This is a genomic window from Streptomyces venezuelae (assembly GCF_008642315.1).
GTDB lineage: Bacteria > Actinomycetota > Actinomycetes > Streptomycetales > Streptomycetaceae > Streptomyces > Streptomyces venezuelae_D.
Map to the genome: position 1 here is coordinate 4882021 of NZ_CP029192.1, position 24582 is coordinate 4906602.

Consider the following 24582-nt stretch of genomic DNA (forward strand, 5'->3'; position numbering starts at 1 on the left):
TTCGTAGCTATGCGGGTCCCAAAGTCCGTACACGACGCCACTGCGCGTTTCGACACTGAACCGGCGCATAGCTTGCCGCAGGCGTTCGTCAGGATTTCCACCGTCATCCGTCTCGTCGCGTGGGTAGCCACTTCGTACCCAAGCGGAGTAGACCGAAGCGGCATCAGCGAGGTCATCCGCGAGCTCAGCAGGGTCCGCCGCTCTCTTCCTAGTCACGCTTGGAAGCTATCGCCCGCCTCTGACAGAGATCACTCACGAGTCCGTTGGTGCCAAGGCTGATAGAGCGTTGTAAACGCTGGCGACAGCCTTCCTGGTTCGCTCGCGGCTGGAGGGCATCAGGTGCGCGTACACGCGGAGTGTCAGGCCAGGGTCCGAGTGGCCCAGGTACTCGGCAACGGCCTTGATGCTCTCCCCGGCGTCCAGGAGCACCGAGGCGTAGAAGTGCCTCAGGGCGTGCATGCCGTTCTCGCGTGAATCCGCGTAGGACTCACCTCGCTTGGGCGTCGGGATCACATCGGCAGCGGCCAGCGCGCGTTTCCACGCCTCCTCGTTGAGCGAGGTACGCCAGACATGCCCGCCGCGAGGCCCGGTGAAGATGAGTCGCTTGGTCACGGGAGACCCGTCGACGACCTTCCAGGGCAAGGTGACCTCGACCGGTGGAAACTCCTTCATGTGGGCGCGCAGAGCATCGGCGACCGGGCCAGGGAGCGGGACGTCCCGGAGCTTGCCGCCCTTGGGCGGAGCGAACACGGGCTTGCTCCGACTCAGCTTGAGCTGCTGGACCACATGGAGCGTCTCCGACTCGAAGTCGATCGCGTCGACGGCAACGCCGAGGATCTCGCCCTGTCGAAGTCCGCAACCGCCGCCCAGATCGACCATGGCCCTGAACCGCTCGGGCATGCCGGCCTGGACGGCGAAGACCCGTTCCGGCGTCCAAGGGGCGATGCGCTTGTCATCCACGGTCGGCGGCCGGACGGAGCGAGCAGCGCACGGGTTCCGGGGAAGGTGACCGTCGTCCACGGCCGCACTCAGAGCGGCGCGAACGTTGGAGTAGATCGTCCGGGCATACGAGCCACGGACACCGTTCTCCTGAAGCTGGCCCACCCAGGTGCGAATGTGCGCAGGCTGGAAGGAGCCAAGAGGACGTGAGCCCAGGTACGGGAAGGCGTGCAACCGAAGCTGCGACTCTATCGACGCCTGTGTGTTCGGATCCGGTGCGTGAGTCGCCCACTCCTCCGCGTACTGCTGGAACGTGACCCGGGCCGCGCGCGGGTCGATGTACTGCCCTCGCGCCATGTCCGCCTCGGTCTGCGCCAGCCACTGATCAGCGAGGCGCTTCTGCCGATCGGGGAAACTCTTGGACTTCTCCGTACCATCCGGTCCGACATAGCGCGCGCGGTAGCGCATGCCCGAGCCATACCGCTCGCTCTTCACCTTCTGGATCTTGCCGTCGGGGGCTACCTCGGTCTTGTACCAGCGGTCTTGGATGTGTCCGGCCATCAGGCAGCCACCCCCTGGCGCTGGGAGTCCACCCAGGCACGCACGTCGGCCGGGTCGAAGCGCAGGTGCCGACCGACACGGAACCCAGGGGGCCCGGTGCGCTTGCGGCGCCACTGGTAGACCGTCTCGACACTGGGCAAGTCGAAGATCTCCACCAGGTCGTCAGGAGTCAGGTACCGCGGAGGCAGGGCACGCGGCGCGTCGGACCGTTCGGCGACAGCGAGGCGTCGGTTACCCACGGGTGGGTTCTCCTTCTGTTCCGGGGGCGGGTTCGAGGGTTTCGGTGAGCCAGGCTTCGGCGTCGGTGAGGCCCGTTCCGGCGTAGACCCAGTGGGCTAGGACGAGAGTCGTGCCGGGCCCGGTCTGGGTGTCGGCGGTAGCTTGGGCGCGGCGCCATTCGGCACGGGCGTCGCGGAGGGCGCCGAGGGTGGTCGAGTAGCGGCGGGACTTCGTGGAGAAGTGGCCGCGGAAGCCGAGCATGTGGGCCCAGGCTCGGAGCCGGAGTTCTTCCAGTTCCTTGCGGGCGCCGAGGGTCCAGGCGGTGCGGATCATGCGGCGGGCGTGGTCGCTGATGTCGAGCTGGGCGAGTTCGGCGAGGAACTTGAGTGGGCGGTCCAGAGCTCCGGTGGCCGTCTCCGCGCCCTTGGTCGCGTACTTGGCGATGTAGGCGGCGACAGCCCGTTCGGTCAGCTCCTGGCCGCCGTCGAAGTCGGCCGATCGGATCGTGCGTACGCCGAGTTGGCGGCCGAAGGCGCCAGGAGTCGGCGACCGAGTCGACGAGGAGCAGTCCGCGGCCGTGCGCGTCGTCGGCGTCGGGGTGCCTGAGTCGTACGTTCTCCGGGAGTCCCGGGTTGTGCACCTCGACCCGGAGGGAGCCACCCTCGCGGAACCACTCCACCCGGACGACCCATGGTTCGTCCGACCTGCCGTGGACGACGGCGTTGGTCACGAGCTCCGAGATCATCAGGACGCAGTCGTCGACGGAGCAGGCGGGGTCGTAGGGAGCGATGAACTTCCGGAACCAGCGCCGCGCCCGAGGAACGGACTCCGCGACGGGGTGCAAGGTCATCGCGCCGAGACGTGGCGACTCCTCGCAGGGATTGCGGTCGATTGTGTAGGCCATCAGCGTCCCGCACCTCTCGCTCCCGAGGCCTGGCAGCTCGACCTCTCTATACATCTCACTCTGGCTGACATCTCTAGAGACGTCAATCGAAAACGCGGGAACATTAGACGACTGAGCCGGTGACTACTCGCAGCGAACGAACCCCCAACCTGTGGCCTAAGGTGTCTAGAGATGAGCGGGAGGAGACCTGCGGGATGGCTCGTACCGAAGACGGACCTCGGCCCAAGTACCAGCGGATCGCCGACACTTTGCGCGAGGCGATCCAGGCCGGCCAGTACGGTCCCGGTGACCGGCTGCCTGGTGAGAACGACCTCATGGCCACGCACGGCGTCGCACGCATGACGGCACGCCAGGCCCTGGGCGTCCTTCGGGATGAGGGCCTCGCCGAAGCCCGGAAGGGCGCCGGTGTGTTCGTCCGCACCTTTCGCCCGCTGCGGCGCCGAGGCATCCAGCGGCTGGCCGAGCAGCAGTGGGGCAACGGCCGCTCCATCTGGGCGGCGGACATCGAGGACCGCTCCCTCGAGGTGGACCAGCTCACCGTGTCCGAAGAGGCCGCGCCTGAACGCGTCGGTGCCGTTTTGGAGTTGGGACCTGAAGAACCGGCGTGTGTGAGGCGCCGGCGTTTCGTCCTGGACGGCAAGCCCGTCCTGCTCGCGACGAGCTATCTGCCCATGCCTCTGGTCGCCGGATCCGCGATCACCCGCGAGGACACCGGGGAGGGCGGAACGTACGCCAGGCTCGCCGACCTCGGCCACAAGCCGGTGCACTTCCGCGAAGAGGTTCGTTCACGCATGCCGTCGAAGGATGAGGTGACACGCCTGAGCATGTCGGAGGGCACCCCTGTCATGCTCATCTGCCGCACGGCCTTCACGGCCGAGGGCCGCCCCGTCGAGGTCAACGAAATGACGTTGGACGCCGCCTCGTACGTCTTGGAGTACGACTTCGACGCCTGACCAACCCCCTCGGGGAGGGCATCACGGCGACCCCGAATCCGTGATGCCCTCCGCGAGTTGGCCCACCGCGTTGAGGATGCTCTGGCCGAAGTCCGTCGGGGCCACCACCACTCCGAACGCCACCGCGAGCGCCACCGTCACCATCTGGTCACCCCGGCTTCTGGCCTGCACCTTGCGGCGCAGCAGGAAGAAGAGGATGACGGCCAGGAGCACCGCAACGTTGATCGTCAGCACCATCGGCCAGGCCCCCTGCACGTGTGACGTCCCGGCCTTCCTGTGTAACCCAGAACTCCGGCCCGTGGCCGCCCGATTACCTGTAGTTGGCAGCAATGTGCTCTCTCGGGGCCGAATCGATGCGCGGCTCAAGCGATTCGCAGGTGGGGCTGGGCTGGTCCTCGACCGGTCCATAAGGCGGGCGTCACGGCACCGGCCAGATTCCCGTCCACGGGTGGTCGGACGGCATCGGGCCGGTCTCGCCCTTGCGCTTCGCCAGGCGGCGCCTCGCGATGTGGTACGCCCACGCGTGCGTGGCGACCTTCTTCTCCACCCCGAAGTGCCTGCCCGTCGCCGCCTCCAGAACCTGGTGGTACTCCTGGAGGAGGTCCCAGGACATGTTCTCGAAGTCGGCGTCGGCCCAGCCGTACAGGTGCTGGAGCTCGAACCGTACGGCGGCCAGGAACTCCATGTCGCCGCGGTCCTTCGGCTCCGTCCTGCCGCCGTGCGCGCGCACCCACTCCTGGACCTCCGGCGCCGCCCCGTTCCACTTGCTGCCCGAGTCCCTGATCTCCGCGTAGTCCACCCAGGCCCAGAACGCCTCCGCGTCGGCTATGTCGGGTGCCTGCCGGTGGTGGTCCGGGCAGAGCAGGGCGAAGTTGCGGACGTCCATCGAGCCGCCCAGCGAAGTGGGGACCGCGTGTGCGCGGTCCACCGGGGTGCCCCAGCAGATCAGGCACGCGGGGTCCATCCCCAGATAGTCGGCTATCGCCGTGAGCTTCGGTGGGGTCTTCCTCGCGTTCTCCGTCGTCCCGCGCGGGCGCAGGGGCAGGAGGGTCACGTCGTACCAGAAGCCCGAGTCGGCGGTTCCGGGCTCCTCGGGGTAGGTGATGTGGAGCTCGTCCGGAACGTCGTTCCGCTGCCCGGCGGGGTTCTCCAGTCTGTGGAACGGCGTCGTCAGCTCGGTCAGGTACGGGAGCAGGTACCCCATGGCGAATTCGCGGATGATCTCGATGGCATCGCGGTCGTAGCCCCCGGCGTCGTTGCGGTGGCCCTGCACTCTCAGGAAGAGGTGCCGGGGCTTGCCGGGCATCCCGCGTTCCGCGTTCCGCAGGACCTCGAAGACGCGTCGGGCGCAGCGCTCGAAGTTCTCGTACACCGCCATGTCGTGGTACAGCAGGATCGCCTTCTCGACAGGCGCGGCTGCCGGACGTCTGCCGCGGCTGCCACCGCCGCTCGCCTTCTGGCTCTTCCTGCTTCGCTGCTTCTTCTTGGGCATGGAGGGATGTTCGCGCGGGACGGCCGTGTCGCACACGGGTTCCCGCAAAGATCCCGACGTCCCCGCGCGCGTGTGCGCCGTTGATGCGCCCCGCCCCCGTGGGCATGGAATGGGCAACAGGCAGTACGTCGTACGCCTACGAGGTCGTACGCCCACGAGGAGGAGACCATGGCCGAGTCCCCCACGCGCGAATACGTTCCCGAAGTCCCGCTGAGCGCCTGCGGATGCGGCCCGGGCTGCAGCTGCGGCTGCCAGTCGGGCGGTTCCTGCCAGTGCGGCGGCGGTTGCGGCTGACCCGCCGGAACGGGAAGAACTGAGCGTGCCCCGCGCGACAACCTGACGTCACGCGGGGCACATACGGCAAACAAAGGGCCTACGCCCCTTCCACCGGCGCCTGCCCCGCGGGCTGTATCTCGTCCGCGTGCTCACCCGTCACCAGGTACACGACCCGCTTGGCCACCGACACCGCGTGGTCCGCGAAGCGCTCGTAGTAGCGGCCGAGGAGCGTCACGTCGACGGCCGTCTCGATGCCGTGCTTCCAGCGGTCATCCATCAGGTGCTGGAACAGCGTGCGGTGCAGCTGGTCCATCTCGTCGTCGTCCTGCTCCAGCTGGAGCGCCAGGTCGACGTCCTTGGTGATGATGACCTCCGCCGCCTTCGCCATCAGGCGCTGCGCGAGCTGGCCCATCTCCAGGATCGTGGCGTGCAGGTCCCGCGGCACCGCCGAGTCGGGGAAGCGGAGCCTCGCCAGCTTCGCGACGTGCTGGGCGAGGTCGCCCGAGCGCTCCAGATCGGCGCTCATGCGCAGCGAGGTGACCACGATGCGCAGATCGGTGGCGACCGGCTGCTGGCGCGCCAGCAGGGCTATCGCACGCGCCTCCAGGTCGTGCTGCAGATCGTCGACCTTCTGGTCGGCGGCGATCACGCTCTCCGCCATCTTCAGGTCGGCGTCGAGCATGGCCGTCGTGGCGCGCCCGATCGCGGACCCGACGAGGCGGGCCATCTCGACCAGGCTGTCGCCGATCGAGTCAAGTTCCTCGTGGTACGCGTCCCGCATGTGGCTGTCCCTCTCTCGGTACGTCTCAGGGGGCTGGCCCCTACACCTCTCGGTACGTCTCATGGGGGCTGGCCCCTACGCTCCCACGGTGCGGCCCGGACGCGTCCGTTTCCGGCACCCCACATGAATCACCACCGTCATCAAGGTGAACTGTGGGCGACGCGTGACCGCCTCCTTGATCAACCGCGCCCCGGACCGCCGGTAGGAAGTGAACCGGCACCGTCCCCACGGTGAACTCTGGGCGACGAGTGTTCGAGCGGGTACCCGTACGGCTGTGACCGGCTCTTACTCGGCGCATAACCTTGAGGCATGGACGTGAACGCGGCGGTCGCCGCAGCGGCAGCGATCGCCGGGGTGTGCACCGGTGTCATCGCCATGCTGGCGTTCCGATGGAGCGAGCGCGACCAGAAACGCCCCACCCGGACCTCCCTGCACACCGATCCCGTACTGCCACCCGGCGTGGACACGGTGCTCTCCGTGCTCCGCTCCTCCGCCGTCGTCCTCGACGAGGCCGACAGCGTGGTCAAGGCGAGCTCGGCGGCGTACGCACTCGGACTCGTACGCGGCGGGAAGCTCGCCGTCGAGCCGATGCTGCAGATGGCCCGCGACACCCGCCGCGACGGCGAGATACGCCAGGTCGAGCTGGACCTGCCACGGCGCGGCACCGGCCGCGGAGAGGCCCTCGCGGTCTCCGCGCGCGTCGCCCCGCTCGGCTCCCGGCTCGTCCTCCTCCTCGTGGAGGACCTCACCGAGGCCCGCCGCATCGAGGCCGTACGGCGCGACTTCGTCGCCAACGTGAGCCACGAGCTGAAGACGCCGGTGGGGGCGCTCTCCCTGCTCTCCGAAGCCGTCATGGACGCCTCGGACGACCCGGAGGCCGTCGAGCGCTTCGCGGGCCGCATGCAGATCGAGGCGACCCGCCTGACCAGCCTCGTACAGGAACTCATCGACCTCTCCCGGGTGCAGAACGACGACCCCCTGGAGGACGCCGAACCCGTCCGTGTCGATGAACTGGTGGCGGAGGCCATCGACCGCAGCCGCCACCAGGCCTCCCACAAGCAGATCACCATGGCCTCCGGCGGCACCGCCGACCTCCAGATATGGGGCAACCGCGGCCAGCTCGCGGCGGCGCTCGGCAACCTCGTCGAGAACGCCGTCAACTACTCGCCCGCCCGCACCCGCGTGGGCATCGCCGCCCGCAGGGTCTCCGTCCCCGGCGGGGACCTCATCGAGGTCGCGGTCACCGACCAGGGCATCGGCATCTCCGACAAGGACAAGGAGCGCATCTTCGAGCGCTTCTACCGCGTCGACCCGGCCCGCTCCCGGGCCACCGGCGGCACCGGCCTCGGTCTCGCCATCGTCAAGCACGTGGCCGCCTCGCACGGCGGGGAGGTCACCGTGTGGAGCTCCGAGGGTCAGGGCTCCACGTTCACCCTGCGGCTGCCCGAGGCGGCCGCGCACCGCGACCGCGGATCAGGGCGCGGCGGCGGACTCGACGACGAGACCACCACGCCCGGCGACAGCGCCGAAACCGCCGCGACCACCACGTACGAACCCATTCCTGCCCCGGAGGTCCTTCCGTGACCCGAGTGCTCGTCGTCGAGGACGAGGAATCCTTCAGCGACGCTCTGTCCTACATGCTCCGCAAGGAGGGCTTCGAAGTCGCCATCGCGGCGACGGGCCCGGACGGACTCGACGAATTCGAGCGCAACGGCGCCGACCTCGTCCTGCTCGACCTGATGCTGCCCGGCCTGCCCGGCACCGAGGTCTGCCGCCAGCTGCGCAGCCGCTCCAACGTCCCGGTGATCATGGTGACCGCCAAGGACAGCGAGATCGACAAGGTCGTCGGTCTGGAGATAGGAGCCGATGACTACGTCACCAAGCCCTTCTCCTCCCGCGAGCTGGTCGCCCGCATCCGCGCGGTGCTGCGCCGCCGCGGCGAGCCGGAGGAGGTCACCCCGCAGGCGCTGGAGGCGGGCCCGGTCCGGATGGACGTCGACCGCCACGTGGTCACGGTCTCCGGCTCCAAGGTCGACCTGCCCCTGAAGGAGTTCGACCTCCTGGAGATGCTGCTGCGCAACGCGGGCCGCGTGCTGACCCGCATGCAGCTCATCGACCGCGTCTGGGGCGCGGACTACGTGGGGGACACCAAGACCCTCGACGTCCACGTGAAGCGCCTGCGCGCCAAGATCGAGCCGGACCCGGGGGCGCCGCGCTACCTGGTGACGGTCCGCGGCCTCGGCTACAAGTTCGAGCCGTAAAGAGCACCCTGAACGCATGAAGAAGGGCGGGACCCCACCGGGGTCCCGCCCTTCCTGCTGCTGTACGCCGATCAGCTGTACGTCGATCAGTGCTGCGTGCCCGTGCCGGCCTCGGCGCCCTGCTCACCGGCGTTCGCCGGGTCGGAGGCGTTGCCCGACGGGTCCGTGCCGGCGCTGCCGGACGGCTTGCCGGAGGGGTCGGCCGACGAGCCCGTGGACGGCTCCTGCGGCTTGCCCGACTTCGCGGGCTTCGAGGGCTTGCCGTCCGGGGACTGCGGGAGCGCGCTCGGGCCCCACTTGGAGAAGTAGCTGTCCGCCGGCACGACGAACGCCTGCATCTTCACGTCGCCGGTGCTGCTGAAGGAGAACGTGACGCGCTGCGCGTTGCCGTCCTTGACCGCCTCGCGGCTGTTGGACAGGACCGCCGAGGCGTTGTCCTTGCCACCGATGACGATGGAGCCGCCGGCCGGAACGGTCAGCGGACCGTTCGGCTTGGAGTCCTTGTCGTCCTTGCCGCGCGTGAGCTTGGCCTTCTTGTCGGTGCCGTCGACCGAGATGGACTCCAGGGTCTGGGCCTTGTCACCGGAGTTGAAGATCGTCGCGGCGACCACCGCGGGGCCCTTCGACTCCAGGTCCGGCTGCGTGATGACCATGGCGTTCTGGATCTTGATGTCGCCGACGGAGGTCGCGGCGTTGTCCGGCTTGACCTCCATCGTCTGTGCGTTGTTGCCCGCGGCGCACGCGGTGAGCGAGGCGAGCGAGAACGCGAGGGCGGTGGCGGCGAGGGCGCCGCGTCGAAGGCTGCGGCTCACGGCGGCGGCAACTCCTTGAACGTGGGCGGTACAGGACGGGGCGGGCGGCCGTAAAGCCGTCCTAAGGGTGTGTCAGCGCGCTTAGATTACCGAGCCGTTCCCGCACCGCCGCACCCGACCCGCCCCTTAGGGCACGGGACCACGTACGAGCGCGCCCCGGCCGCCCGGCGGCGGGTCCACGCCCCCGGCGCTTCAATGCGCGCCCGGCCCCTTTCGCAAAAGCGCGGTCAAGGGCGCGACCAAGAGCGAGGCCGAGAGCGCAGGTGTCACGCCCCGCGGATTTCCCGTAAGGAATGCATGGGGGTACGGAGGGGGCCCCGGAGAATTGATCATCGGGCCGCTTGATCAATTCAGGAATCGCGCCGGACGTCACTCGGCACATCTCTCCGGCCACCGAACGGAGTATCGAAAGTTCACCGCTTGGAACCTCGCAAACCGGGACGTTCAGCCTCTTCGAGCGCCCTCGGGGGGCGTGCGGCGGGGGCGTTTCCGGCTCCCCGAAGAGCCGCTCCGACCTGCGAATACCCCGTTCCGCAGGCCCTCCGCAGCACGTTCCTGTTGCTGTTGTCAAGCCCCGAGATATGCCCTGACCTGCGAAAACGCCATTCAGAAGAGGCGGTTCTCGTGTTAGGATGGATAGCCACGGAAGGGGTACCTGTCACATGACGTTCAAGGTTGGCGACACCGTGGTCTATCCCCATCACGGGGCCGCGCTGATCGAGGCCATCGAAACTCGCCAGATCAAAGGCGTGGACAAGACCTACTTGGTGCTGAAGGTCGCCCAGGGCGACCTGACGGTGCGTGTGCCAGCGGACAATGCGGAGTTCGTCGGTGTGCGTGATGTGGTCGGGCAGGACGGCCTCGACCGGGTCTTCGAAGTACTGCGCGCGCCGTACGCGGAAGAGCCCACGAACTGGTCGCGCCGCTACAAGGCAAATCTCGAGAAGCTCGCCTCCGGCGATGTCATCAAGGTCGCGGAAGTCGTCCGTGACCTGTGGCGTCGGGAGCGCGAGCGTGGACTGTCGGCCGGTGAGAAGCGCATGCTCGCCAAGGCCCGCCAGATCCTGGTGAGCGAACTCGCCCTCGCGGAGAACACGAACGAGGACAAGGCCGAGGCCCTGCTGGACGAGGTCCTCGCGTCCTGACGCGGACGTCCCGAGGTGCGACATGCCTCGGAGCTCCCGCGTCGACCAGGCGCAGCAATGCCGCGGTGCCCGCTGACCCTTCATGGAGTCGCCGGGCGCTGCGGCATGTTCGTACCCGGTCTTCGTCACCGGGATATTCGTACCCAGGCTGATTCGTACCCGGGCCGATGTGGTGGGGCGACCCCGAAGGGCCGTTACTGGCGTGCCGGGCTCTTGCGGCTGACTCGACCGAATGTCACGGAAGGGTCCGGTCAAGGCGTCCGTCCCGCCCGGCACGGTGTGGCCATACCCACGTCGGCCGAGCACACAAACCTGAACGGAACCGATGTCTAGCGAATCCCGTACCGCGGTGGTCATTCCCGCGGCTGGGCGGGGCGTGCGCCTCGGCCCGGGCGCCCCCAAAGCGCTTCGTGCGCTGAACGGCACCCCGATGCTGATCCATGCCGTGCGTGCCATGGCGGAGTCCCGCGCGGTCTCCCTCGTCGTCGTGGTGGCGCCCCCGGACGGCGCGGCCGGGGTCAAGACACTCCTCGACGACCACGCGCTGCCCGAGCGCACCGACTTCCTCGTCGTGCCCGGCGGGGAGAGCCGCCAGGAGTCCGTGCGGGCCGGCCTGGACGCGCTGCCGCCCGGCTTCGACATCGTGCTCGTGCACGACGCGGCCCGCCCGCTGGTGCCGGTCGACACGGTCGACGGCGTCATCGAGGCCGTACGCGACGGGGCGCCCGCCGTGGTCCCCGCGCTCCCACTGGCCGACACGGTCAAGCAGGTCGAGCCCGGGGCGGAGCAGGGCGCGCCCGAACCCGTCGTCGCCACCCCCGAGCGTGCCCGGCTGCGCGCCGTGCAGACCCCGCAGGGCTTCGACCGCGCGACGCTCGTACGCGCCCATGAGAGCGCCACCGGACCGGTGACGGACGACGCGGGCATGGTCGAGCAGCTGGGGCTGCCGGTCGTGTGCGTGCCGGGCCACGAGGAGGCGTTCAAGGTGACGCGTCCTCTGGACCTCGTGCTCGCGGAGGCGGTCCTGGCCCGAAGGAGGGCGAACGATGGCTTCTGAGACGTCCGAGGCGCCCCTGCGCGCCCTCCTCCCCCAGGTGGGCATCGGCACCGACATCCACGCCTTCGAAGAGGGCCGCGAGCTGTGGTGCGCGGGCCTGAAGTGGGAGGACCAGGGACCCGGCCTCGCCGGGCACTCCGACGCCGACGTCGTCGCGCACGCCGCGTGCAACGCGCTGTTCTCCGCGGCGGGCCTCGGCGACCTCGGCGCCCACTTCGGCACGGGCCGCCCCGAGTGGTCCGGCGCCTCCGGCCTGACCCTCCTCGCCGAGGCGGCCCGCATCGTCAGGGACGCCGGCTTCACCATCGGCAACGTCGCCGTCCAGGTCGTCGGCGACCGGCCGAAGATCGGCAAGCGCAGGGACGAGGCGCAGAAGGTGCTCTCCGAGGCGGCGGGCGCACCGGTCTCCGTCTCCGGGGCCACCACCGACGGCCTGGGCTTCCCGGGCCGCGGCGACGGCCTGGCGGCGATCGCCACCGCGTTGGTCGTACGTACGTCGTCGTAGAGCGGGCAATGGGGTATTCGTATGCCTCGTACAGGCACAACCCGTACGAACCCCCACTAAGGAGCGAACCATGTCCGCCCAGCTCTCCGACGACCTCAAGGCCCTGCTCGACACCCCGGTCTTCATCAACGTCGCGACGATCCAGCCCGATGGGAGTCCTCAGGTGTCCCCGGTCTGGGTGAAGCGTGACGGGGACGATGTGTTGTTCTCGACGACGGTCGGTCGGCGCAAGGAGAAGAATCTGCGGCGGGATCCGCGGGTGACGGTGCTGGTGCAGCCCTTCGACGCGCCGTACACGTACGCGGAGATCCGTGGGACGGCGCAGATGACGACGGAGGGCGGGCAGGAGCTGATCGACGAGCTGTCGATGAAGTACACGGGCAAGAAGTACGCGGACTTCAACCCGGGCTCGAAGGACGACACGCAGCGGGTCGTGGTGAGGGTGAGCGCGCGGAAGGTCGTCGGCAGCATCTGAGGGCGGGCCTCACGTCACAGTTGCGTGCACGGTGGGGCCGGGGGGCGTGGGGCACTGTCCCGCGCCCACTACCCTGGAGTGGTGACGATTCGCCTGTACGACACCAGCGCCCGGCAGATCCGTGACTTCAGCCCCCTCAACGACGGCTGCGTCTCGATCTACCTCTGTGGTGCCACGGTGCAGGCCGCCCCGCACATCGGGCACATCCGGTCCGGCCTGAACTTCGACATCATGCGCCGCTGGTTCGTCCACCGCGGTTACGACGTGACGTTCATCAGGAACGTGACCGACATCGATGACAAGATCATTCGGAAGTCCGGTGAGCAGGGCCGCCCCTGGTGGTCCATCGGGTACGAGAACGAGCGCGCGTTCAACAGCGGTTACGACGCGCTCGGCTGCCTGCCGCCCACCTATGAGCCGCGTGCCACCGGCCACATCACCGAGATGGTCGAGATGATGCGCGGGCTCATCGAGCGCGGGCACGCCTACGAGGCCGACGGCAACGTCTACTTCGACGTTCGCTCCTTCCCCGGCTACCTGGAGCTCTCCAACCAGGAGCTCGACAACCTGCTCCAGCCCGAGGGCGAGGGCGAGACCGGGAAGCGCGACTCCCGTGACTTCGCCATGTGGAAGGCCGCCAAGGAGGGGGAGCCCAGCTGGGAGACCCCGTGGGGCCGCGGCCGGCCCGGCTGGCACCTGGAGTGCTCGGCGATGGCCCACAAGTACCTGGGTGAAGAGTTCGACATCCACGGGGGCGGGATCGACCTGATCTTCCCGCACCACGAGAACGAGATCGCGCAGGCCAAGGCCTTCGGTGACACCTTCGCGCGCTACTGGGTGCACAACGGCTGGGTCACCATGAGCGGCGAGAAGATGTCGAAGTCCCTCGGGAATTCGGTTCTCGTCAGCGAGATGGTGAAGCAGTGGCGGCCCATCGTCCTGCGCTACTACCTCGGCACCCCGCACTACCGCTCGATGATCGAGTACAGCGAGGAGGCCCTGCGCGAGGCCGAGTCCGCGTTCGCCCGCATCGAAGGCTTCGTGCAGCGCGTCGTGGAGAAGGCCGGCGGCGTCGTCGAGCCCGCCGCCCAGGTCCCGCCCGCGTTCGCCGACGCCATGGACGACGACATGGGCGTCCCGCAGGCGCTCGCCATCGTCCACACCACGGTCCGGCAGGGGAACTCCGCCCTCGCCGCCGACGACAAGGAAGCCGCCGTGGCGCGCCTCGCCGAGGTGCGGGCCATGCTCGGCGTCCTCGGCCTCGACCCGCTCGACCCGCACTGGGCCGGCGGCGAGGCCGACCGCGGCGAGGACCTGCACGGCGTCGTGGACACCCTCGTCCGCCTCGTCCTGGACCAGCGCGAGGCCGCCCGCGGCCGCAAGGACTGGGGCACCGCCGACGCGATCCGCGACCAGCTCAACCAGTCGGGCCTCGTCATCGAGGACAGCCCGTCCGGCCCCCGCTGGACGCTCGGTCCGCGCTGATCGGACACCATTGATGTGCCGCCCGGCCTTCCGGGCGGCACACTTCATAGACGTACACCCGTGCGCGTACGCACGTACGCGCCCACGCATCACGACAGACAGGTAGGTCATGGCCGCTAACAACCGCCGCATGTCCGGCAAGAAGGGCGCGCAGGTCGGCAGCGGCGGCAATCGGCGCCGCGGCCTGGAGGGCAAGGGCCCGACGCCGCCCGCCGAGGCCCGCAAGGGGCACGTGAAGAACCGCATCGCCAACGCCAAGGCCAAGAAGGCCGCGGGCCGCCGCCCCGCCACGCTCAAGGGCCGCGGCGGCAAGGGCACCTCCGAGATGGTCGTCGGCCGCAACCCGGTCTTCGAGGCGCTGCGCGACGGCGTGCCCGCCTCCACGCTCTACGTCCAGCAGTTCATCGACAACGACGAGCGGGTCCGCGAGGCGCTGCAGCTCGCGGCCGAGCGCGGCGGCATCCACCTGATGGAGGCACCCCGCCCCGAGCTGGACCGCATGACGAACGGCCTCAACCACCAGGGCCTCGTGCTCCAGGTCCCGCCGTACGAGTACGCGCACCCCGAGGACCTCGTCGCCAACGCCTTCGACGAGGGCAGCGACCCGCTGATCGTCGCCCTCGACGGCGTGACGGACCCGCGCAACCTCGGCGCCGTCGTCCGCTCCGTCTGCGCGTTCGGCGGCCACGGCGTGCTCGTGCCCGAGCGGCGCGCCGCCGGTATGACGGCCGGCGCGTGGAAGACGTCCGCGGGCACCGCCGCGCGGACGCCGGTCGCCCGCGCGACGAACCTGACGCGCGCCCTGGAGCAGTACAAGAAGGCGGGCGTCGCCGTGGTCGGCCTCGCCGCCGACGGCGAGCACGAGGTCGGTGACCTGGAGGCGCTCGGCGGCCCCGTCGTCATCGTCGTCGGCAGCGAGGGCAAGGGCCTCTCGCGTCTCGTCGGCGAGACCTGCGACTACCGCGTGCGGATTCCGATGCCCGGTGGTGCGGAGTCCCTGAACGCAGGTGTGGCGGCGGGCGTCGTGCTGTACGAGGCGGCGCGGCGTCGCGCCTGATCCTCCGTGATGTCCGGGCCGCGGTGATGGCTGCGTGATGGCTGCGGTGATCTCTTGACGCGGTCCGGACATTTCTCCATGGTCAAGGCAGTGTCCTAAACACACATCACTCGGTTAGATGAGTGTGGACACCAGAACACCCCGCACTCCCACTGGGGGAAGCTCGTCAGGTTTTGACGATGCTCCCGCGCTGAGCATGGTGAAGGTGCCGAGCGACCCGGCGCAGGTCATCGTCAATCACGCGAGTTTCCGCGTGCAGCTTCCCGCCGCTGGGCGCACTCAATCCCCGCGTATCTCACGGCACTTGGGCACGCCCGGCGAGACGGCGCGCATGCCCGCCGCCGGCGCGGCCGCCAAGCGCCGCGCGCCCGTCGTCTGGAGCGGGAAGTCCGCCCCGGACGACACGGGCGCCATCAGACTGCTGCAGGCCGTGCGCGGCGGCGGCGTGCGCCGTTCGGCCGAGGAGGCCGGGCCCTACGGCGGCGCGGAAGACGCGGGCGCCACCCAGGTCATCCCCCGCGTCGGCGTCGACGACGGCCCCGAGACGGTCGAGACGCCCGCCGTGATCGGCCCGCGCGCCCCCGAACCCGGGACCCGGATGCTGCCGCAGATGCGGCTGCCCGGCAGCGACTACGACGAGCGGCTCGAGCAGGAGTACGCCGACCGCGACTACGACGACTCCGACGACGACGCGTACGACGACGGCACCGGCACGGAGCGGGCGCGCAGGCACGGCTCGGACCCGGTCCGGCACGCCTACTACCCGGGCCGCCGCATGAACCTCGGCGTCGTCCTGCTCCCGATGCGCGTCTTCCTCGGGTTCATCTCCATCTACGCCGGCATGGGCAAGCTCTGCGACCCCGTCTACTTCGACGGCGGCCAGCGCGGCTCCATGGTCAAGTGGCTGAACTCGCTGCACCCCTGGGCGCTCGCCGAGCCACTGCGCGACTTCGCCCTCCAGCACCCCGTGGGCGCCGGCCTGTGCATCGCCTTCCTCCAGGTCGTCGTCGGCGTCCTGACGGTCCTCGGGCTCTGGCAGCGGGTCGCCGCCTCGATCGGCGTGCTCCTGTCGGCGGCGCTCATCGTCACCGTGAGCTGGAAGACCGTTCCCGCCTACGACGCGCCCGACATCATCTACCTCGCCGCGTGGTCGCCGCTGATCATCGCGGGCGCGCCCGTCTACTCGATCGACGGACGTCTCGCCGGTGAGGCGTGGCGCACGCTCGGGCCGCGCTCCGACATCTGGGACCTGCGGCGGCGCGTGCTGCGGCGGGGCGGTCTGATCGGCGCGGTCGTCATCGGTCTGACGCTGCTCATCGGCTCGATGCTGGGCGGCGCGGTGCGGGACGCGGACCGCGTGACCGTGCCCGGCCCCGGCGAGGCGCCGCGCAACGAACTGCCGGGCTCCGCGCTTCCCCAGGACCCCGCGAAGAAGCGGCAGAAGCAGCAGTCGCAGAGCCCGTCGGCGTCGTCGAGCTCGCCGACGCGCGGCCGCGGCTCCGCGAGCCCCACGCAGGGCGCCACGGCGCCGGGCACGGCGCGGGAGACGGGCACGGTCGGTTCGGGCGGGCAGCCCAGCCAGACGCAGGGGAGCAGCACGGCGGGCCAGGCCCCGCCGCAGCAGTCGGCGCCGCAGCAGCCGGCGGCGGCGGGCACGACCGCGGGCCCCCCGTCCAGCGGCGGCTCCGGCGGCGGTACGGGCGGTGCCGGGGCGTCCGGCGGTTCCGGCGGCGGTTCGGGCGGCGAGCAGCCCGGCGGCCTGCTGGGCGGTGTGCTCGGCCGCTGAGGGCGTCGCCGCGCACGTCGCTCCTCACGTCCCCCCACGTTGTTCCTCACGTACGCCGATGGGCCCCGCACACACGCTGTGCGGGGCCCATCGGCGTACCGGAACCGTGGTGTCGGGCCGGGGTCAACGCCCCTGCGCGGCGAGCTCCTTGGCGGCCTCGGTGAGGTCCTTCGCGGTGTCGATCGCGCGCCAGTAGGCGCCCTGCGGCAGCGGGAAGCCCGCGAGGCGCTTCGCGCGGGCCAGCCGCGGGAACGTAGTGCGCTCGTGGTCGCCGAGGTCCGGCAGGAGCGAGGTGAACTCGGCCGCGAAGACGTACACACCCGCGTTGATGAGGTACGGGGACGGCGGGGCCTCGATGAAGTCCGTGATGTGGCCGAACGCGTCGGTCTCGACGGCACCCCACGGGATGCGGGGGCGGGCCAGGGCGAGGGTCGCGGTGGCGTCGCGCTCGGCGTGGAACGCCGCCATGTCGCGCAGCGAGAAGCGCGTCCAGATGTCGCCGTTCGTCGCGTACCAGGGCTGGTCGGCGTGCGGCAGGTGCCGGGCGGCGTACTTGAGGCCGCCGCCGCGGCCCAGGGGTTCCTTCTCGACGACCGTGCTGACGTTCAGCGGCAGGTCGGCGGAGTCGAGCCACTCCTGGAGCACCTCGGCGAGGTGGCCGCAGGAGACGACGGCGTCCGTCACGCCTTCCTCGGCGAGCCAGGCGAGTTGATGGCCGATGATCGGGGTCCCCGTACCGGGAATCTCGACCATCGGCTTGGGCCGGTCGTCGGTGTACGGGCGGAGCCGGGAGCCCTGGCCACCGGCCAGGACGACAGCCTGCGTGGGCTTCAGCGTGGTCATGCCGGAAACCCTACGCGGCGGTGCTCGGCGGCCCGCTCAGCCCTTCTGATGGGCCGCGGCCACGCCCGTGGCGAAGGACGTGTCGCAGACGGGCCTGGCGTACGACTGGGCGCGTGTCGGGCCGTAGACCCGCACGGCGGCACGGCCGAGCGCGCGGGCCAGCGCGACACAGTGCCGGGCGAGCGAGGGGTGGCGGTTCACCTCCTGCTGGAGGTGCGTGAGCGCCACGCCCGGGTTCTTCTCCTGGAGTTCCAGGAGGAGCCGGTCGCGCAGGACGTCCTGCGGGGCGCGGGACTTGGCGGGCTTGGAGAGGTTGTCGGCGGATGCGGTGAGCATCGAGTCCGAGGCGTTCCCCGACCAGTTGACGCTGGTGACCGCGAGGGTCCCGGAAAGCACCAGCATCACGGGCAGGACGAGAGCGAGCGTGCGGCCGATGCGGCGGGCGGGGCCCCGGTGGGCTCGGCGCGGCTTCTGGGTGTAGTTGGCGGAGTGCGTCACGCGAGGAGCGTAGCGCTAGGTGATGATTTGGCGACATTTAGTCACTCGGTCGAGCTACAGGGAAGAGGTTTCCTCTGGAGCGCTGTTGACGCCGTGAAGGCGAAATGACCGATGTGCCGGGGTATTTGTCGACAACGGGGTGGGGGCCGGGGCGGGGCGGACGGCCGTACGCGAAGGGCCCCGCACGTACGGTGCGGGGCCCTACGGGGCTTGGGCTTTGGAGCTTGAGGCTTGGAGCCTGGGGCTCGGGGCCGGGGGCCGTCAGTCGCTGAGGCGCTCGCCCGTGGAGGTCGAGAACACGTGGGTCTCACCCGGACGGGGCACGACGTGCAGCTGCGCGCCCTTGTCCGGGACCTGGCGGCCGTTGACGCGGACGACGAGGTCCTTCTGCTCGCCGCCGACCTCGGCGGTGCCGTAGACGTAGCCGTCGGCGCCGAGCTCCTCGACGACGTTCACGGAGACGGCGAGGCCGGCCGGGGCGTCCTCGGTCTCCTTGGAGAGGGACTTCGCGGCGGCGCCGTTCTGCTCGACGATGTCGAAGTGCTCGGGCCGGACGCCGACGGTGACGGTGCGGTCCCCGCGGTCGGCGGCGGCGCTGAGGGCCTCCCGGTTCACGGGCACGACACTGTTGCCGAACTTCACGCCGCCGTCGGTGATCGGAACCTCGACGAGGTTCATGGCGGGGGAGCCGATGAAGCCGGCGACGAAGAGGTTGGCGGGGCGGTCGTACATGTTGCGGGGGCTGTCCACCTGCTGGAGCAGCCCGTCCTTCAGCACGGCCACCCGGTCGCCCATGGTCATGGCCTCGACCTGGTCGTGGGTGACGTACACGGTGGTGATGCCGAGGCGACGCTGCAGGCTGGCGATCTGCGTACGCGTCGACACACGCAGCTTGGCGTCGAGGTTGGACAGCGGCTCGTCCATGAGGAAGACCTGCGGCTCACGCACGATGGCGCGACCCATGGCGACACGCTGACGCTGACCGCCGGAGAGGGCCTTCGGCTTGCGGCCGAGGTACTCGGTGAGGTCGAGGATCTTGGCGGCGTCCTCGACCTTCTGCCGGATCTCCGCCTTGTTCACACCGGCGATCTTCAGGGCGAAGCCCATGTTGTCGGCGACGGTCATGTGCGGGTACAGCGCGTAGTTCTGGAACACCATGGCGATGTCCCGGTCCTTCGGCGGCAGGTGCGTGACGTCGCGGTCACCGATGCGGATGGCGCCGGCGTTCACGTCCTCGAGCCCCGCGAGCATGCGGAGCGAGGTGGACTTGCCGCAGCCGGACGGACCGACGAGGACGAGGAATTCGCCGTCCTCGATCTCGATGTCGAGACCGTCGACGGCGGGCTTGTCGCCACCCGGGTAGATCCGGGTCGCCTTGTCGAACGTAACAGTGGCCATGGTGAGGGCCCCCTTCACCGGCAGGAACGTGCCGGACGATCCGAGTAGAGGGAGTGGTGTAGTCCACCTGAGTGAACTGCTCGTGACCGTACCCCGGGGGTCAGTGGTCTGTCAGCAGTCGCGGTGCCGCGACCTTCGAGGAAATTTTCGACGGGGGCGGGGACGGCGTTGGTTACACTGCACGGGCACGTGCGGCCGGCGCCGGGCGTGTGGTGTGCCTCCTTAGCTCAGATGGCCAGAGCAACGCACTTGTAATGCGTAGGTCGTCGGTTCGAATCCGACAGGGGGCTCCGCTGAAAAGCTCCAGGGCAGCGCTGCTGGCCTGGAGCTTTTCTCTTGTGCGGGTCAGGTCAGGTGACCGGGGCGGTGGGGCTGGTTGTGGCTGTGCCGTCGTTGTGGGCCGTGCGGTGGGCTGTGATCTTGGCGGTGATCTTCTTGCCTCGATGGGCGGGCTTCAGGGGCAGGGAGGATGTCGTCGCGCCGGTGATCTTCGTGCCGTTCGCGTACCACTGGTAGGAGTACGAGTCGGGGGCCGGCGACCACGTGCCCTTTGTTGCCTTGAGGGTCTTGCCTGCCTTCGCCGTGCCGGTGATCGTCGGCTTCGTCGTGGCCTTGGGGGCCTTGCCCTTGGTGACAGAGACGGCGGTGGAGGCTGCCGCGGCGGTGTCCTGGGGCGGCTTGTGCGCCGTGACCGTCACCGCCAGCTTCTTGTTCAGGTGGGCTGCGGGGATGGTGTACGTCGACGCCGTGGCCCCCGCGATCGCTTCGCCGTTCGCCGTCCACTGGTAGGTGTACGAGGAAGGGGCGCCAGTCCAGGTTCCGGGGGTCGCGGTGAGGGTGGAGCCGACGGCGGGGGTGCCCGTCGTGGTGGGGGGTGTGGTGTTGTGCAGGAGCGGGGCCGTGACCGTGAAGGTGCCGCGCTGGTACTCCCCGTTCGCCATGACGCTGACGTACCAGTCGCCGGCAGGAATGCCCGTCAGGTCGAGGGTCGCCTTGAGCGTGCGGTTGTCGGCCGACACAGAGTCCGTCTTGGCCGTGAGCGTCTTGCCCGCCTGGGTGAGCCGGACCGTGAAGTCCGGGTGAAGGGCTGTGCCGGTCACCGTGAGCGTGGGCTTGGAACCGCTGGGCGCCGTGGTGGGCGTCACGCCGGTCACCGTGACCTTCTCGTCGCCGCAGCGGGCGGACCCGCACTTCAGCATCGCGCTGTAGGACGTGCCCGACGTCTTCTCGGGCAGGCCGAGGACGAACACGGAGGGCTTCTTCGGGGTATCGGGCGAGTCGTTCACCCCGCAGGTGTAGTCCCCTGGATCGACACCGGAACAGCCGTTCTTCCAGGCGCTGTTGTAGAGGGCCGGGACCGCTTCTTCGGTGGCTCCCGCCGTGTCGGATATCTCCGCTTCGAAGTGGTCGTTGCGGCCGGTGGGCAGGACCGCGCACGTGGCCGTGTGCGATTCGTCGAGGGTGCCGGTCACGGGGCCGTACCCGTAGGCGACCGAGGGAACCTTGGTGCACTCGGCGGCAGGTCCCTCGGCGGTGGCGATGCGCAGGGCGTCGAGGCGGTATTGGGGTGCTGCCTCCCGGCCCACGGGAGTCTGGACGAGGACCTGGTGCGTGGTGCTGCCGGTGGCGGCGCAGGCTCGGGCGCGCAGATCGCACTCGCTCTCGCCCTCACCGTCGAGGACGTACATGTCGGCGGTGCCCAGCGCGTCCCGCACGTTCAGGTGTACGACATCGGTGGCTTCGGACATGGTGATCTGGTGGCAGCCGAGGGCGCCGGGAGCCCCAGACGTGCCCTTGATCGAGGGGCCGCCTACCTTGCCCGCCGAGGTCTTCGCGCAGCCCGCCGTCGACGCCGTCGACGTCACATCGCGCCGCGTCAGGGTGTACTCCGCGGCCTGGTCGCGGCCGGTGACCAGGACCGTGTGGGCCTTGCCCGGAGTGAGGGCGCAGAGCGTCCAGCCGTTGGTGGTGGCGTAGCGGTCGCAGACGCGCTTGCCGGTGGAGTCGAGCACGGAGAACTTGGCGGGCACGTCACCGGAGGTGGCGGTGAGCTGCAGGACCTCGGCCGAGGTGTGCGCGTTCGCCGGGATCGTCAGGCAGTGCGAGAAGACGCCGTCGCCGGTGGAGAAGGACGCCTTGGCGCCATCCGCGGCGAAGCTGCCGGCGGGCAGGACGGGGCAGTCGTTCGCGGCATCCGTGCGGTGGACGGCGACCGTGTACGGGCCGGTGTGCGGGGGCCCGTCGGCGTGGACGAGCGCGCGGTACGGCGCGGGCCCGGTGAGCGCGCAGTCGCCCGCGCCCAGCTGCTCCGCGTCGCACTGCTCGGTGCCCTCGCTGTCGACGACCTCCACGTCCGCGTCGAGCCCGGAGGCGTTGAGCGGGGTGAGAGCCGCGATGCGTGAGTCCTTCGGTACGGGCAGGGTCAGGCAGTCGTATTGGCCCGCCGCGCCGAACTCGCCCCTGTGGACACCCAAGTCGCTCTTCAGGCAGCCGCGCTCCGAGGCCCGGTCCAGGACGATGAGGTCGCGTGCGGGGGTGTGCAAGGGGGACGAGGCGTTGAGTACGGCGGTGTAGGTGCCCGCGGTGGGCAGCCGGCAGCCCTGTTCGGAGGTGCGGCAGACGGTCTTCCCGGCGCGGTCGTAGACGCGTACGGCCTCGGTGTCGCCCTCGGCGTCGACGGATGCGAGGGAGTGGCGGCCGGCCTTCTCGGTGGTGACGGTGAAGCAGGGGGTTTTCGTGGCTTCCTGGGGCGTCAGCGGACCGTAGGGACGTACCGGGGAGGAGTGGCACCCTTGCGGGTTGTTCAGGCGGCGGACCTGGATCCCGTACTCGGCCGGGAATCCCGCCTCGGTCGTGGTGACGCGGGACAGCACGCGATAGGGGCCCTTGCCCCCCAGCAGACAGCTGATCTCCTCGTCCTCGGAGGTGCAGACATCGGCACCGGTGGCGTCGGTGATCCACGCGTGGGAGTCGTCGTAGGCCTTGGTGCCTTCGGTGAGCAGGACACGGTCGCCGGGCTCGGCGTCGAAGGGACGGCAGCCGAGCTCCAGACCGTCGGCGACGGTGTGCGTGGCCGGCGGCAGGCCCCAGGATGTGCCTACGGGCTCGTCGCAGCCGCGGGTGCCGGTCAGCGGCACGACGGTGACAGCGGTCTCCTCGTCCTCCCAGCCGTTGTTGACGACCTTCAGTGTGTAGTCGCCCGCGGCAGGCAGGTCGCAGCCGCTGCTCTTGCAGGCGATTCTGGTCTCGCCGGCGTAGACCTGCGTGTACGACTCGTTGCCGCTGCTGATGAGCAAGACCTGGTGGAGCCCGGCCTCGGTGGCGGAGAAGGAGTAACAGGCCGTCGTATCGGGCGCGACCTTCGCCCTGCCGACCGCCGTGCCCGGGTCTCCGAACGGGGCGAGGGCGAGCGGCGCGCACTCCGGCCCCGCTGCGTGGGCGGGCGGCGCGGCGAGGGTGAACGGCACGAGCAGGGCGAAGAGTACGGACAGGGCGAGTAGGAGCGCGGCGGACGCCGCGGGTCTCGCCGCAGGACGTGGTTCAGGCATCAGTAGCCCCCCAGGCTGGATAGATGTTCGGGCGATCCTGGCACAGGGGTGTGACAATGCGTGCCTGAGGGGTTACTGGGGTCGACGGTGAAGGGCTGTCGCGACTCCTGGCTTGTACGCGTGCCGACTTGAGGGTTCAGTGGCGGCCCGCCACCCTGTCCGCCCATTGGGCCAGGCGGGAGGAGGCCGGCGTGTGCGTGGTCAGTTCGCGGTGGTCGGCTGCGTTGTACGTGGCGTACATCGCGTGGACGCCCAGCCAGCGGAGGGGTTCCGGTTCCCAGCGGCGGACCTTGTGGTTGACCCAGGGGAGGGTGGTCAGGTCCGTGGGGCCCGCCTGGCCCGAGTCCTGTTGGACCAGGTCGCGCAGGGTGCGGGCGGCGAGGTTGGTGGTGGCCACGCCCGAGCCGACGTAGCCGCCCGCCCAGCCGAGGCCCGTGGCGCGGTCCAGGGTGACCGTGGCGCACCAGTCGCGCGGGACGCCGAGGACGCCGGACCAGGCGTGGGCGATGCCGATGCCGGTGAGTTGGGGGAAGAAGCGGGTGAGGATCTCGTGCAGGGCTTCGACCGTCGCCGGTTGGGTGCGGCCGTCGTTGTCGGTCCTGGAGCCGTAGCGGTAGGGGACGCCTCGGCCGCCGAGCGCGATGCGGCCGTCGGCGGTGCGCTGGGCGTACATGTACGCGTGCGCCATGTCGCCGAGTGTCTCCCTGCCTTCCCAGCCGATCGACTCCCATTGGGCGGTGGTCAGGGGCTCTGTGGCGATCATCGATGAGTTCATGGGGAGCCAGGTGCGGCGCTGGCCCTTCAGGGACGCCGTGAAGCCCTCGGTGCAGCGCAGGATGTAGGGGGCGCGGACCGTGCCGTACGGGGTCGTCGCGTGTTTTGGCTTGATCTCCGTGACCGGTGTCGACTCGTGGATGGTGACACCCAGGGCCTCCACCGTCGCGGCCAGGCCCTGGACGAGCTTGACCGGGTGCAGGCGGGCGCCGTGCGGGGTCCACGTGGAGCCGACGGCGCCGGACACGCGCACCCGCTCGGCCGTCTCGCGGGCGCCGTGCAGGGTGCGGTCCTTCTCGCCGTACGACAGTTCTGCGGCGTGGAAGGCTTTGAGGCGGGTCAACTGGGCTGGCGTGTAGGCGATTTCGAGTACGCCGCCGTGGTGGATGTCCGCGTCGATCGACTCCTCGGCGGCGATCCTGATCACTTCGTGGACCGTGTCGTTCATGGCTCGCTGGAGGCGGACCGCCGCTTCGTGGCCGTGCAGTTTCGCGTAGCGGTCGCGGCCCGCGACGCCGTTGTAGAGCCAGCCGCCGTTGCGGCCGCTCGCGCCGTAGCCGCAGAACTTCTGCTCCAGGACGGTGACGCGCAGGAAGGGGGCGGCCTTCTTCAGGTAGTACGCCGTCCACAGGCCGGTGTAGCCGCCGCCGACGATGCAGACGTCCGCCGTGGCGTCGGACGTCAAGGGCTCGCGGGCGGTGGGCAGTCCGTGGTCCGCGTACCAGAACGATATGCCGCCGTTGACCGTGCCGGGCCCGTGGTGCGTGTTGTTCGCGCTGCTCATGGGCGGACGCTACTGCGCAGGTGGGGGCC

Annotated in this window: 22 protein-coding genes, 1 tRNA gene and 1 pseudogene; 11 read left to right on the forward strand and 13 right to left on the reverse strand. The window is 70.0% G+C overall.

Annotation, left to right across the window (positions count from 1 at the left end):
• Positions 1–252 precede the first annotated feature (252 nt).
• The 4 genes and pseudogenes from DEJ48_RS21335 to DEJ48_RS21350 form a co-directional block, all read right to left on the reverse strand.
• Positions 253–1500: a tyrosine-type recombinase/integrase gene (locus tag DEJ48_RS21335; RefSeq protein ID WP_150217715.1), complete on the reverse strand. Its 1248-nt coding sequence runs from the start codon at positions 1498–1500 to the stop codon at positions 253–255.
• Complete coding sequence (locus tag DEJ48_RS21340; protein WP_150217716.1) at positions 1500–1739, reverse strand: helix-turn-helix domain-containing protein; 240 nt, start codon at positions 1737–1739, stop codon at positions 1500–1502. Before DEJ48_RS21340 ends, DEJ48_RS21335 begins: the two co-directional genes overlap by 1 nt.
• Positions 1732–2379 carry a replication initiator gene (locus tag DEJ48_RS21345; RefSeq protein WP_317850925.1) on the reverse strand — a complete coding sequence of 216 codons (648 nt, stop codon included), beginning with the start codon at positions 2377–2379 and terminating at the stop codon, positions 1732–1734. The genes DEJ48_RS21340 and DEJ48_RS21345 overlap by 8 nt, the downstream gene beginning before the upstream one ends.
• Positions 2306–2677, reverse strand: a pseudogene (locus DEJ48_RS21350) (ATP-binding protein); the annotation flags it as partial. The gene DEJ48_RS21345 and the pseudogene DEJ48_RS21350, both read right to left, overlap by 74 nt.
• A gap of 140 nt (positions 2678–2817) precedes the next feature.
• Between DEJ48_RS21350 and DEJ48_RS21355 the strand changes: the two are divergent.
• Positions 2818–3576 (forward strand): GntR family transcriptional regulator, encoded by a 759-nt coding sequence (locus DEJ48_RS21355; RefSeq protein WP_150217717.1) that lies wholly within the window; start codon positions 2818–2820, stop codon positions 3574–3576.
• Positions 3577–3597: 21 nt separating this feature from the next.
• Here DEJ48_RS21355 and DEJ48_RS21360 read toward each other — a convergent pair whose 3' ends face one another.
• The 3 genes from DEJ48_RS21360 to phoU all read right to left on the reverse strand — a co-directional run bounded on the left by DEJ48_RS21360 (position 3598) and on the right by phoU (position 6125).
• Entirely contained in the window at positions 3598–3813 is a 216-nt protein-coding gene (locus DEJ48_RS21360) for a hypothetical protein (RefSeq protein ID WP_150169433.1), read from the reverse strand.
• A gap of 181 nt (positions 3814–3994) precedes the next feature.
• Positions 3995–5068 carry a hypothetical protein gene (locus DEJ48_RS40390; RefSeq protein WP_223832134.1) on the reverse strand — a complete coding sequence of 358 codons (1074 nt, stop codon included), beginning with the start codon at positions 5066–5068 and terminating at the stop codon, positions 3995–3997.
• Positions 5069–5441: 373 nt separating this feature from the next.
• Entirely contained in the window at positions 5442–6125 is a 684-nt protein-coding gene (gene phoU, locus DEJ48_RS21370; RefSeq protein ID WP_150169429.1) for a phosphate signaling complex protein PhoU, read from the reverse strand.
• Between the two features lie 309 nt (positions 6126–6434).
• On the opposite strand from phoU, the gene DEJ48_RS21375 reads away from it, so the two are divergent.
• Both DEJ48_RS21375 and DEJ48_RS21380 read left to right on the forward strand, forming a co-directional pair.
• Complete coding sequence (locus DEJ48_RS21375) at positions 6435–7709, forward strand: sensor histidine kinase (protein WP_150217718.1); 1275 nt, start codon at positions 6435–6437, stop codon at positions 7707–7709.
• The gene (locus tag DEJ48_RS21380) at positions 7706–8386 is read left to right on the forward strand and encodes a response regulator transcription factor (protein ID WP_030682312.1); all 681 of its coding nucleotides are present in this window, start codon (positions 7706–7708) and stop codon (positions 8384–8386) included. Before DEJ48_RS21375 ends, DEJ48_RS21380 begins: the two co-directional genes overlap by 4 nt.
• An 86-nt stretch (positions 8387–8472) precedes the next feature.
• Here the strand turns inward: DEJ48_RS21380 and DEJ48_RS21385 are convergent, their stop codons facing one another.
• The gene (locus tag DEJ48_RS21385) at positions 8473–9198 is read right to left on the reverse strand and encodes a DUF461 domain-containing protein (RefSeq protein ID WP_150217719.1); all 726 of its coding nucleotides are present in this window, start codon (positions 9196–9198) and stop codon (positions 8473–8475) included.
• A gap of 662 nt (positions 9199–9860) precedes the next feature.
• Here DEJ48_RS21385 and DEJ48_RS21395 point away from each other — a divergent pair.
• The 7 genes from DEJ48_RS21395 (at position 9861) to DEJ48_RS21425 (ending at position 16708) form a co-directional block, all read left to right on the forward strand.
• Positions 9861–10343, forward strand: coding sequence for a CarD family transcriptional regulator (locus DEJ48_RS21395; RefSeq protein WP_003953493.1), 483 nt, complete (start codon positions 9861–9863; stop codon positions 10341–10343).
• A 325-nt stretch (positions 10344–10668) separates the two neighbouring features.
• Positions 10669–11400, forward strand: coding sequence for a 2-C-methyl-D-erythritol 4-phosphate cytidylyltransferase (gene ispD, locus DEJ48_RS21400; RefSeq protein WP_150217720.1), 732 nt, complete (start codon positions 10669–10671; stop codon positions 11398–11400).
• Positions 11390–11905, forward strand: a complete 516-nt coding sequence (ispF, locus tag DEJ48_RS21405; RefSeq protein WP_150217721.1) for a 2-C-methyl-D-erythritol 2,4-cyclodiphosphate synthase — start codon at positions 11390–11392, stop codon at positions 11903–11905. Before ispD ends, ispF begins: the two co-directional genes overlap by 11 nt.
• 70 nt (positions 11906–11975) lie before the next feature.
• Complete coding sequence (locus tag DEJ48_RS21410) at positions 11976–12380, forward strand: PPOX class F420-dependent oxidoreductase (RefSeq protein ID WP_150217722.1); 405 nt, start codon at positions 11976–11978, stop codon at positions 12378–12380.
• An 81-nt stretch (positions 12381–12461) separates the two neighbouring features.
• On the forward strand, positions 12462–13865 hold the full coding sequence (gene cysS, locus DEJ48_RS21415; RefSeq protein ID WP_150217723.1) for a cysteine--tRNA ligase: 1404 nt from the start codon (positions 12462–12464) through the stop codon (positions 13863–13865).
• 109 nt (positions 13866–13974) lie between these two features.
• Positions 13975–14922 (forward strand): 23S rRNA (guanosine(2251)-2'-O)-methyltransferase RlmB, encoded by a 948-nt coding sequence (rlmB, locus tag DEJ48_RS21420; RefSeq protein ID WP_150217724.1) that lies wholly within the window; start codon positions 13975–13977, stop codon positions 14920–14922.
• 118 nt (positions 14923–15040) lie between these two features.
• Positions 15041–16708, forward strand: coding sequence for a DoxX family membrane protein (locus tag DEJ48_RS21425; RefSeq protein WP_223832135.1), 1668 nt, complete (start codon positions 15041–15043; stop codon positions 16706–16708).
• A 123-nt stretch (positions 16709–16831) separates the two neighbouring features.
• Here DEJ48_RS21425 and DEJ48_RS21430 read toward each other — a convergent pair whose 3' ends face one another.
• From DEJ48_RS21430 to DEJ48_RS21440, 3 genes are all read right to left on the reverse strand, one after another.
• Positions 16832–17551, reverse strand: coding sequence for an NDP-sugar synthase (locus DEJ48_RS21430; RefSeq protein WP_150217725.1), 720 nt, complete (start codon positions 17549–17551; stop codon positions 16832–16834).
• A gap of 36 nt (positions 17552–17587) precedes the next feature.
• Entirely contained in the window at positions 17588–18049 is a 462-nt protein-coding gene (locus tag DEJ48_RS21435; protein ID WP_150217726.1) for a hypothetical protein, read from the reverse strand.
• Between the two features lie 261 nt (positions 18050–18310).
• On the reverse strand, positions 18311–19447 hold the full coding sequence (locus DEJ48_RS21440) for an ABC transporter ATP-binding protein (RefSeq protein ID WP_150217727.1): 1137 nt from the start codon (positions 19445–19447) through the stop codon (positions 18311–18313).
• Positions 19448–19663: 216 nt separating this feature from the next.
• Between DEJ48_RS21440 and DEJ48_RS21445 the strand changes: the two genes are divergently transcribed.
• A tRNA-Thr gene (locus DEJ48_RS21445) sits at positions 19664–19737 on the forward strand.
• A gap of 60 nt (positions 19738–19797) precedes the next feature.
• Here DEJ48_RS21445 and DEJ48_RS21450 read toward each other — a convergent pair.
• Both DEJ48_RS21450 and DEJ48_RS21455 read right to left on the reverse strand, forming a co-directional pair.
• Positions 19798–22995 (reverse strand): Tat pathway signal protein, encoded by a 3198-nt coding sequence (locus DEJ48_RS21450; protein ID WP_150217728.1) that lies wholly within the window; start codon positions 22993–22995, stop codon positions 19798–19800.
• Positions 22996–23131: 136 nt separating this feature from the next.
• A complete protein-coding gene (locus DEJ48_RS21455; protein WP_150217729.1) occupies positions 23132–24553 on the reverse strand; it encodes an NAD(P)/FAD-dependent oxidoreductase in 1422 nt (473 codons plus the stop codon).
• Positions 24554–24582 lie beyond the last annotated feature (29 nt).

Excerpts from the sequence above, each read along its gene's own strand:
- rlmB (WP_150217724.1), top strand. The coding sequence starts at position 13,975 with ATGGCCGCTAACAACCGCCGCATGTCCGGCAAGAAGGGCGCGCAGGTC.
- phoU (WP_150169429.1), bottom strand. The coding sequence starts at position 6,125 with ATGCGGGACGCGTACCACGAGGAACTTGACTCGATCGGCGACAGCCTG.
- DEJ48_RS21455 (WP_150217729.1), bottom strand. The coding sequence starts at position 24,553 with ATGAGCAGCGCGAACAACACGCACCACGGGCCCGGCACGGTCAACGGC.
- DEJ48_RS21450 (WP_150217728.1), bottom strand. The coding sequence starts at position 22,995 with ATGCCTGAACCACGTCCTGCGGCGAGACCCGCGGCGTCCGCCGCGCTC.
- DEJ48_RS21425 (WP_223832135.1), top strand. The coding sequence starts at position 15,041 with ATGAGTGTGGACACCAGAACACCCCGCACTCCCACTGGGGGAAGCTCG.
- DEJ48_RS21430 (WP_150217725.1), bottom strand. The coding sequence starts at position 17,551 with ATGACCACGCTGAAGCCCACGCAGGCTGTCGTCCTGGCCGGTGGCCAG.
- DEJ48_RS21440 (WP_150217727.1), bottom strand. The coding sequence starts at position 19,447 with ATGGCCACTGTTACGTTCGACAAGGCGACCCGGATCTACCCGGGTGGC.
- DEJ48_RS21360 (WP_150169433.1), bottom strand. The coding sequence starts at position 3,813 with ATGGTGCTGACGATCAACGTTGCGGTGCTCCTGGCCGTCATCCTCTTC.
- DEJ48_RS21395 (WP_003953493.1), top strand. The coding sequence starts at position 9,861 with ATGACGTTCAAGGTTGGCGACACCGTGGTCTATCCCCATCACGGGGCC.
- DEJ48_RS40390 (WP_223832134.1), bottom strand. The coding sequence starts at position 5,068 with ATGCCCAAGAAGAAGCAGCGAAGCAGGAAGAGCCAGAAGGCGAGCGGC.
- DEJ48_RS21335 (WP_150217715.1), bottom strand. The coding sequence starts at position 1,500 with ATGGCCGGACACATCCAAGACCGCTGGTACAAGACCGAGGTAGCCCCC.
- ispF (WP_150217721.1), top strand. The coding sequence starts at position 11,390 with ATGGCTTCTGAGACGTCCGAGGCGCCCCTGCGCGCCCTCCTCCCCCAG.
- DEJ48_RS21355 (WP_150217717.1), top strand. The coding sequence starts at position 2,818 with ATGGCTCGTACCGAAGACGGACCTCGGCCCAAGTACCAGCGGATCGCC.
- ispD (WP_150217720.1), top strand. The coding sequence starts at position 10,669 with ATGTCTAGCGAATCCCGTACCGCGGTGGTCATTCCCGCGGCTGGGCGG.
- DEJ48_RS21375 (WP_150217718.1), top strand. The coding sequence starts at position 6,435 with ATGGACGTGAACGCGGCGGTCGCCGCAGCGGCAGCGATCGCCGGGGTG.
- DEJ48_RS21410 (WP_150217722.1), top strand. The coding sequence starts at position 11,976 with ATGTCCGCCCAGCTCTCCGACGACCTCAAGGCCCTGCTCGACACCCCG.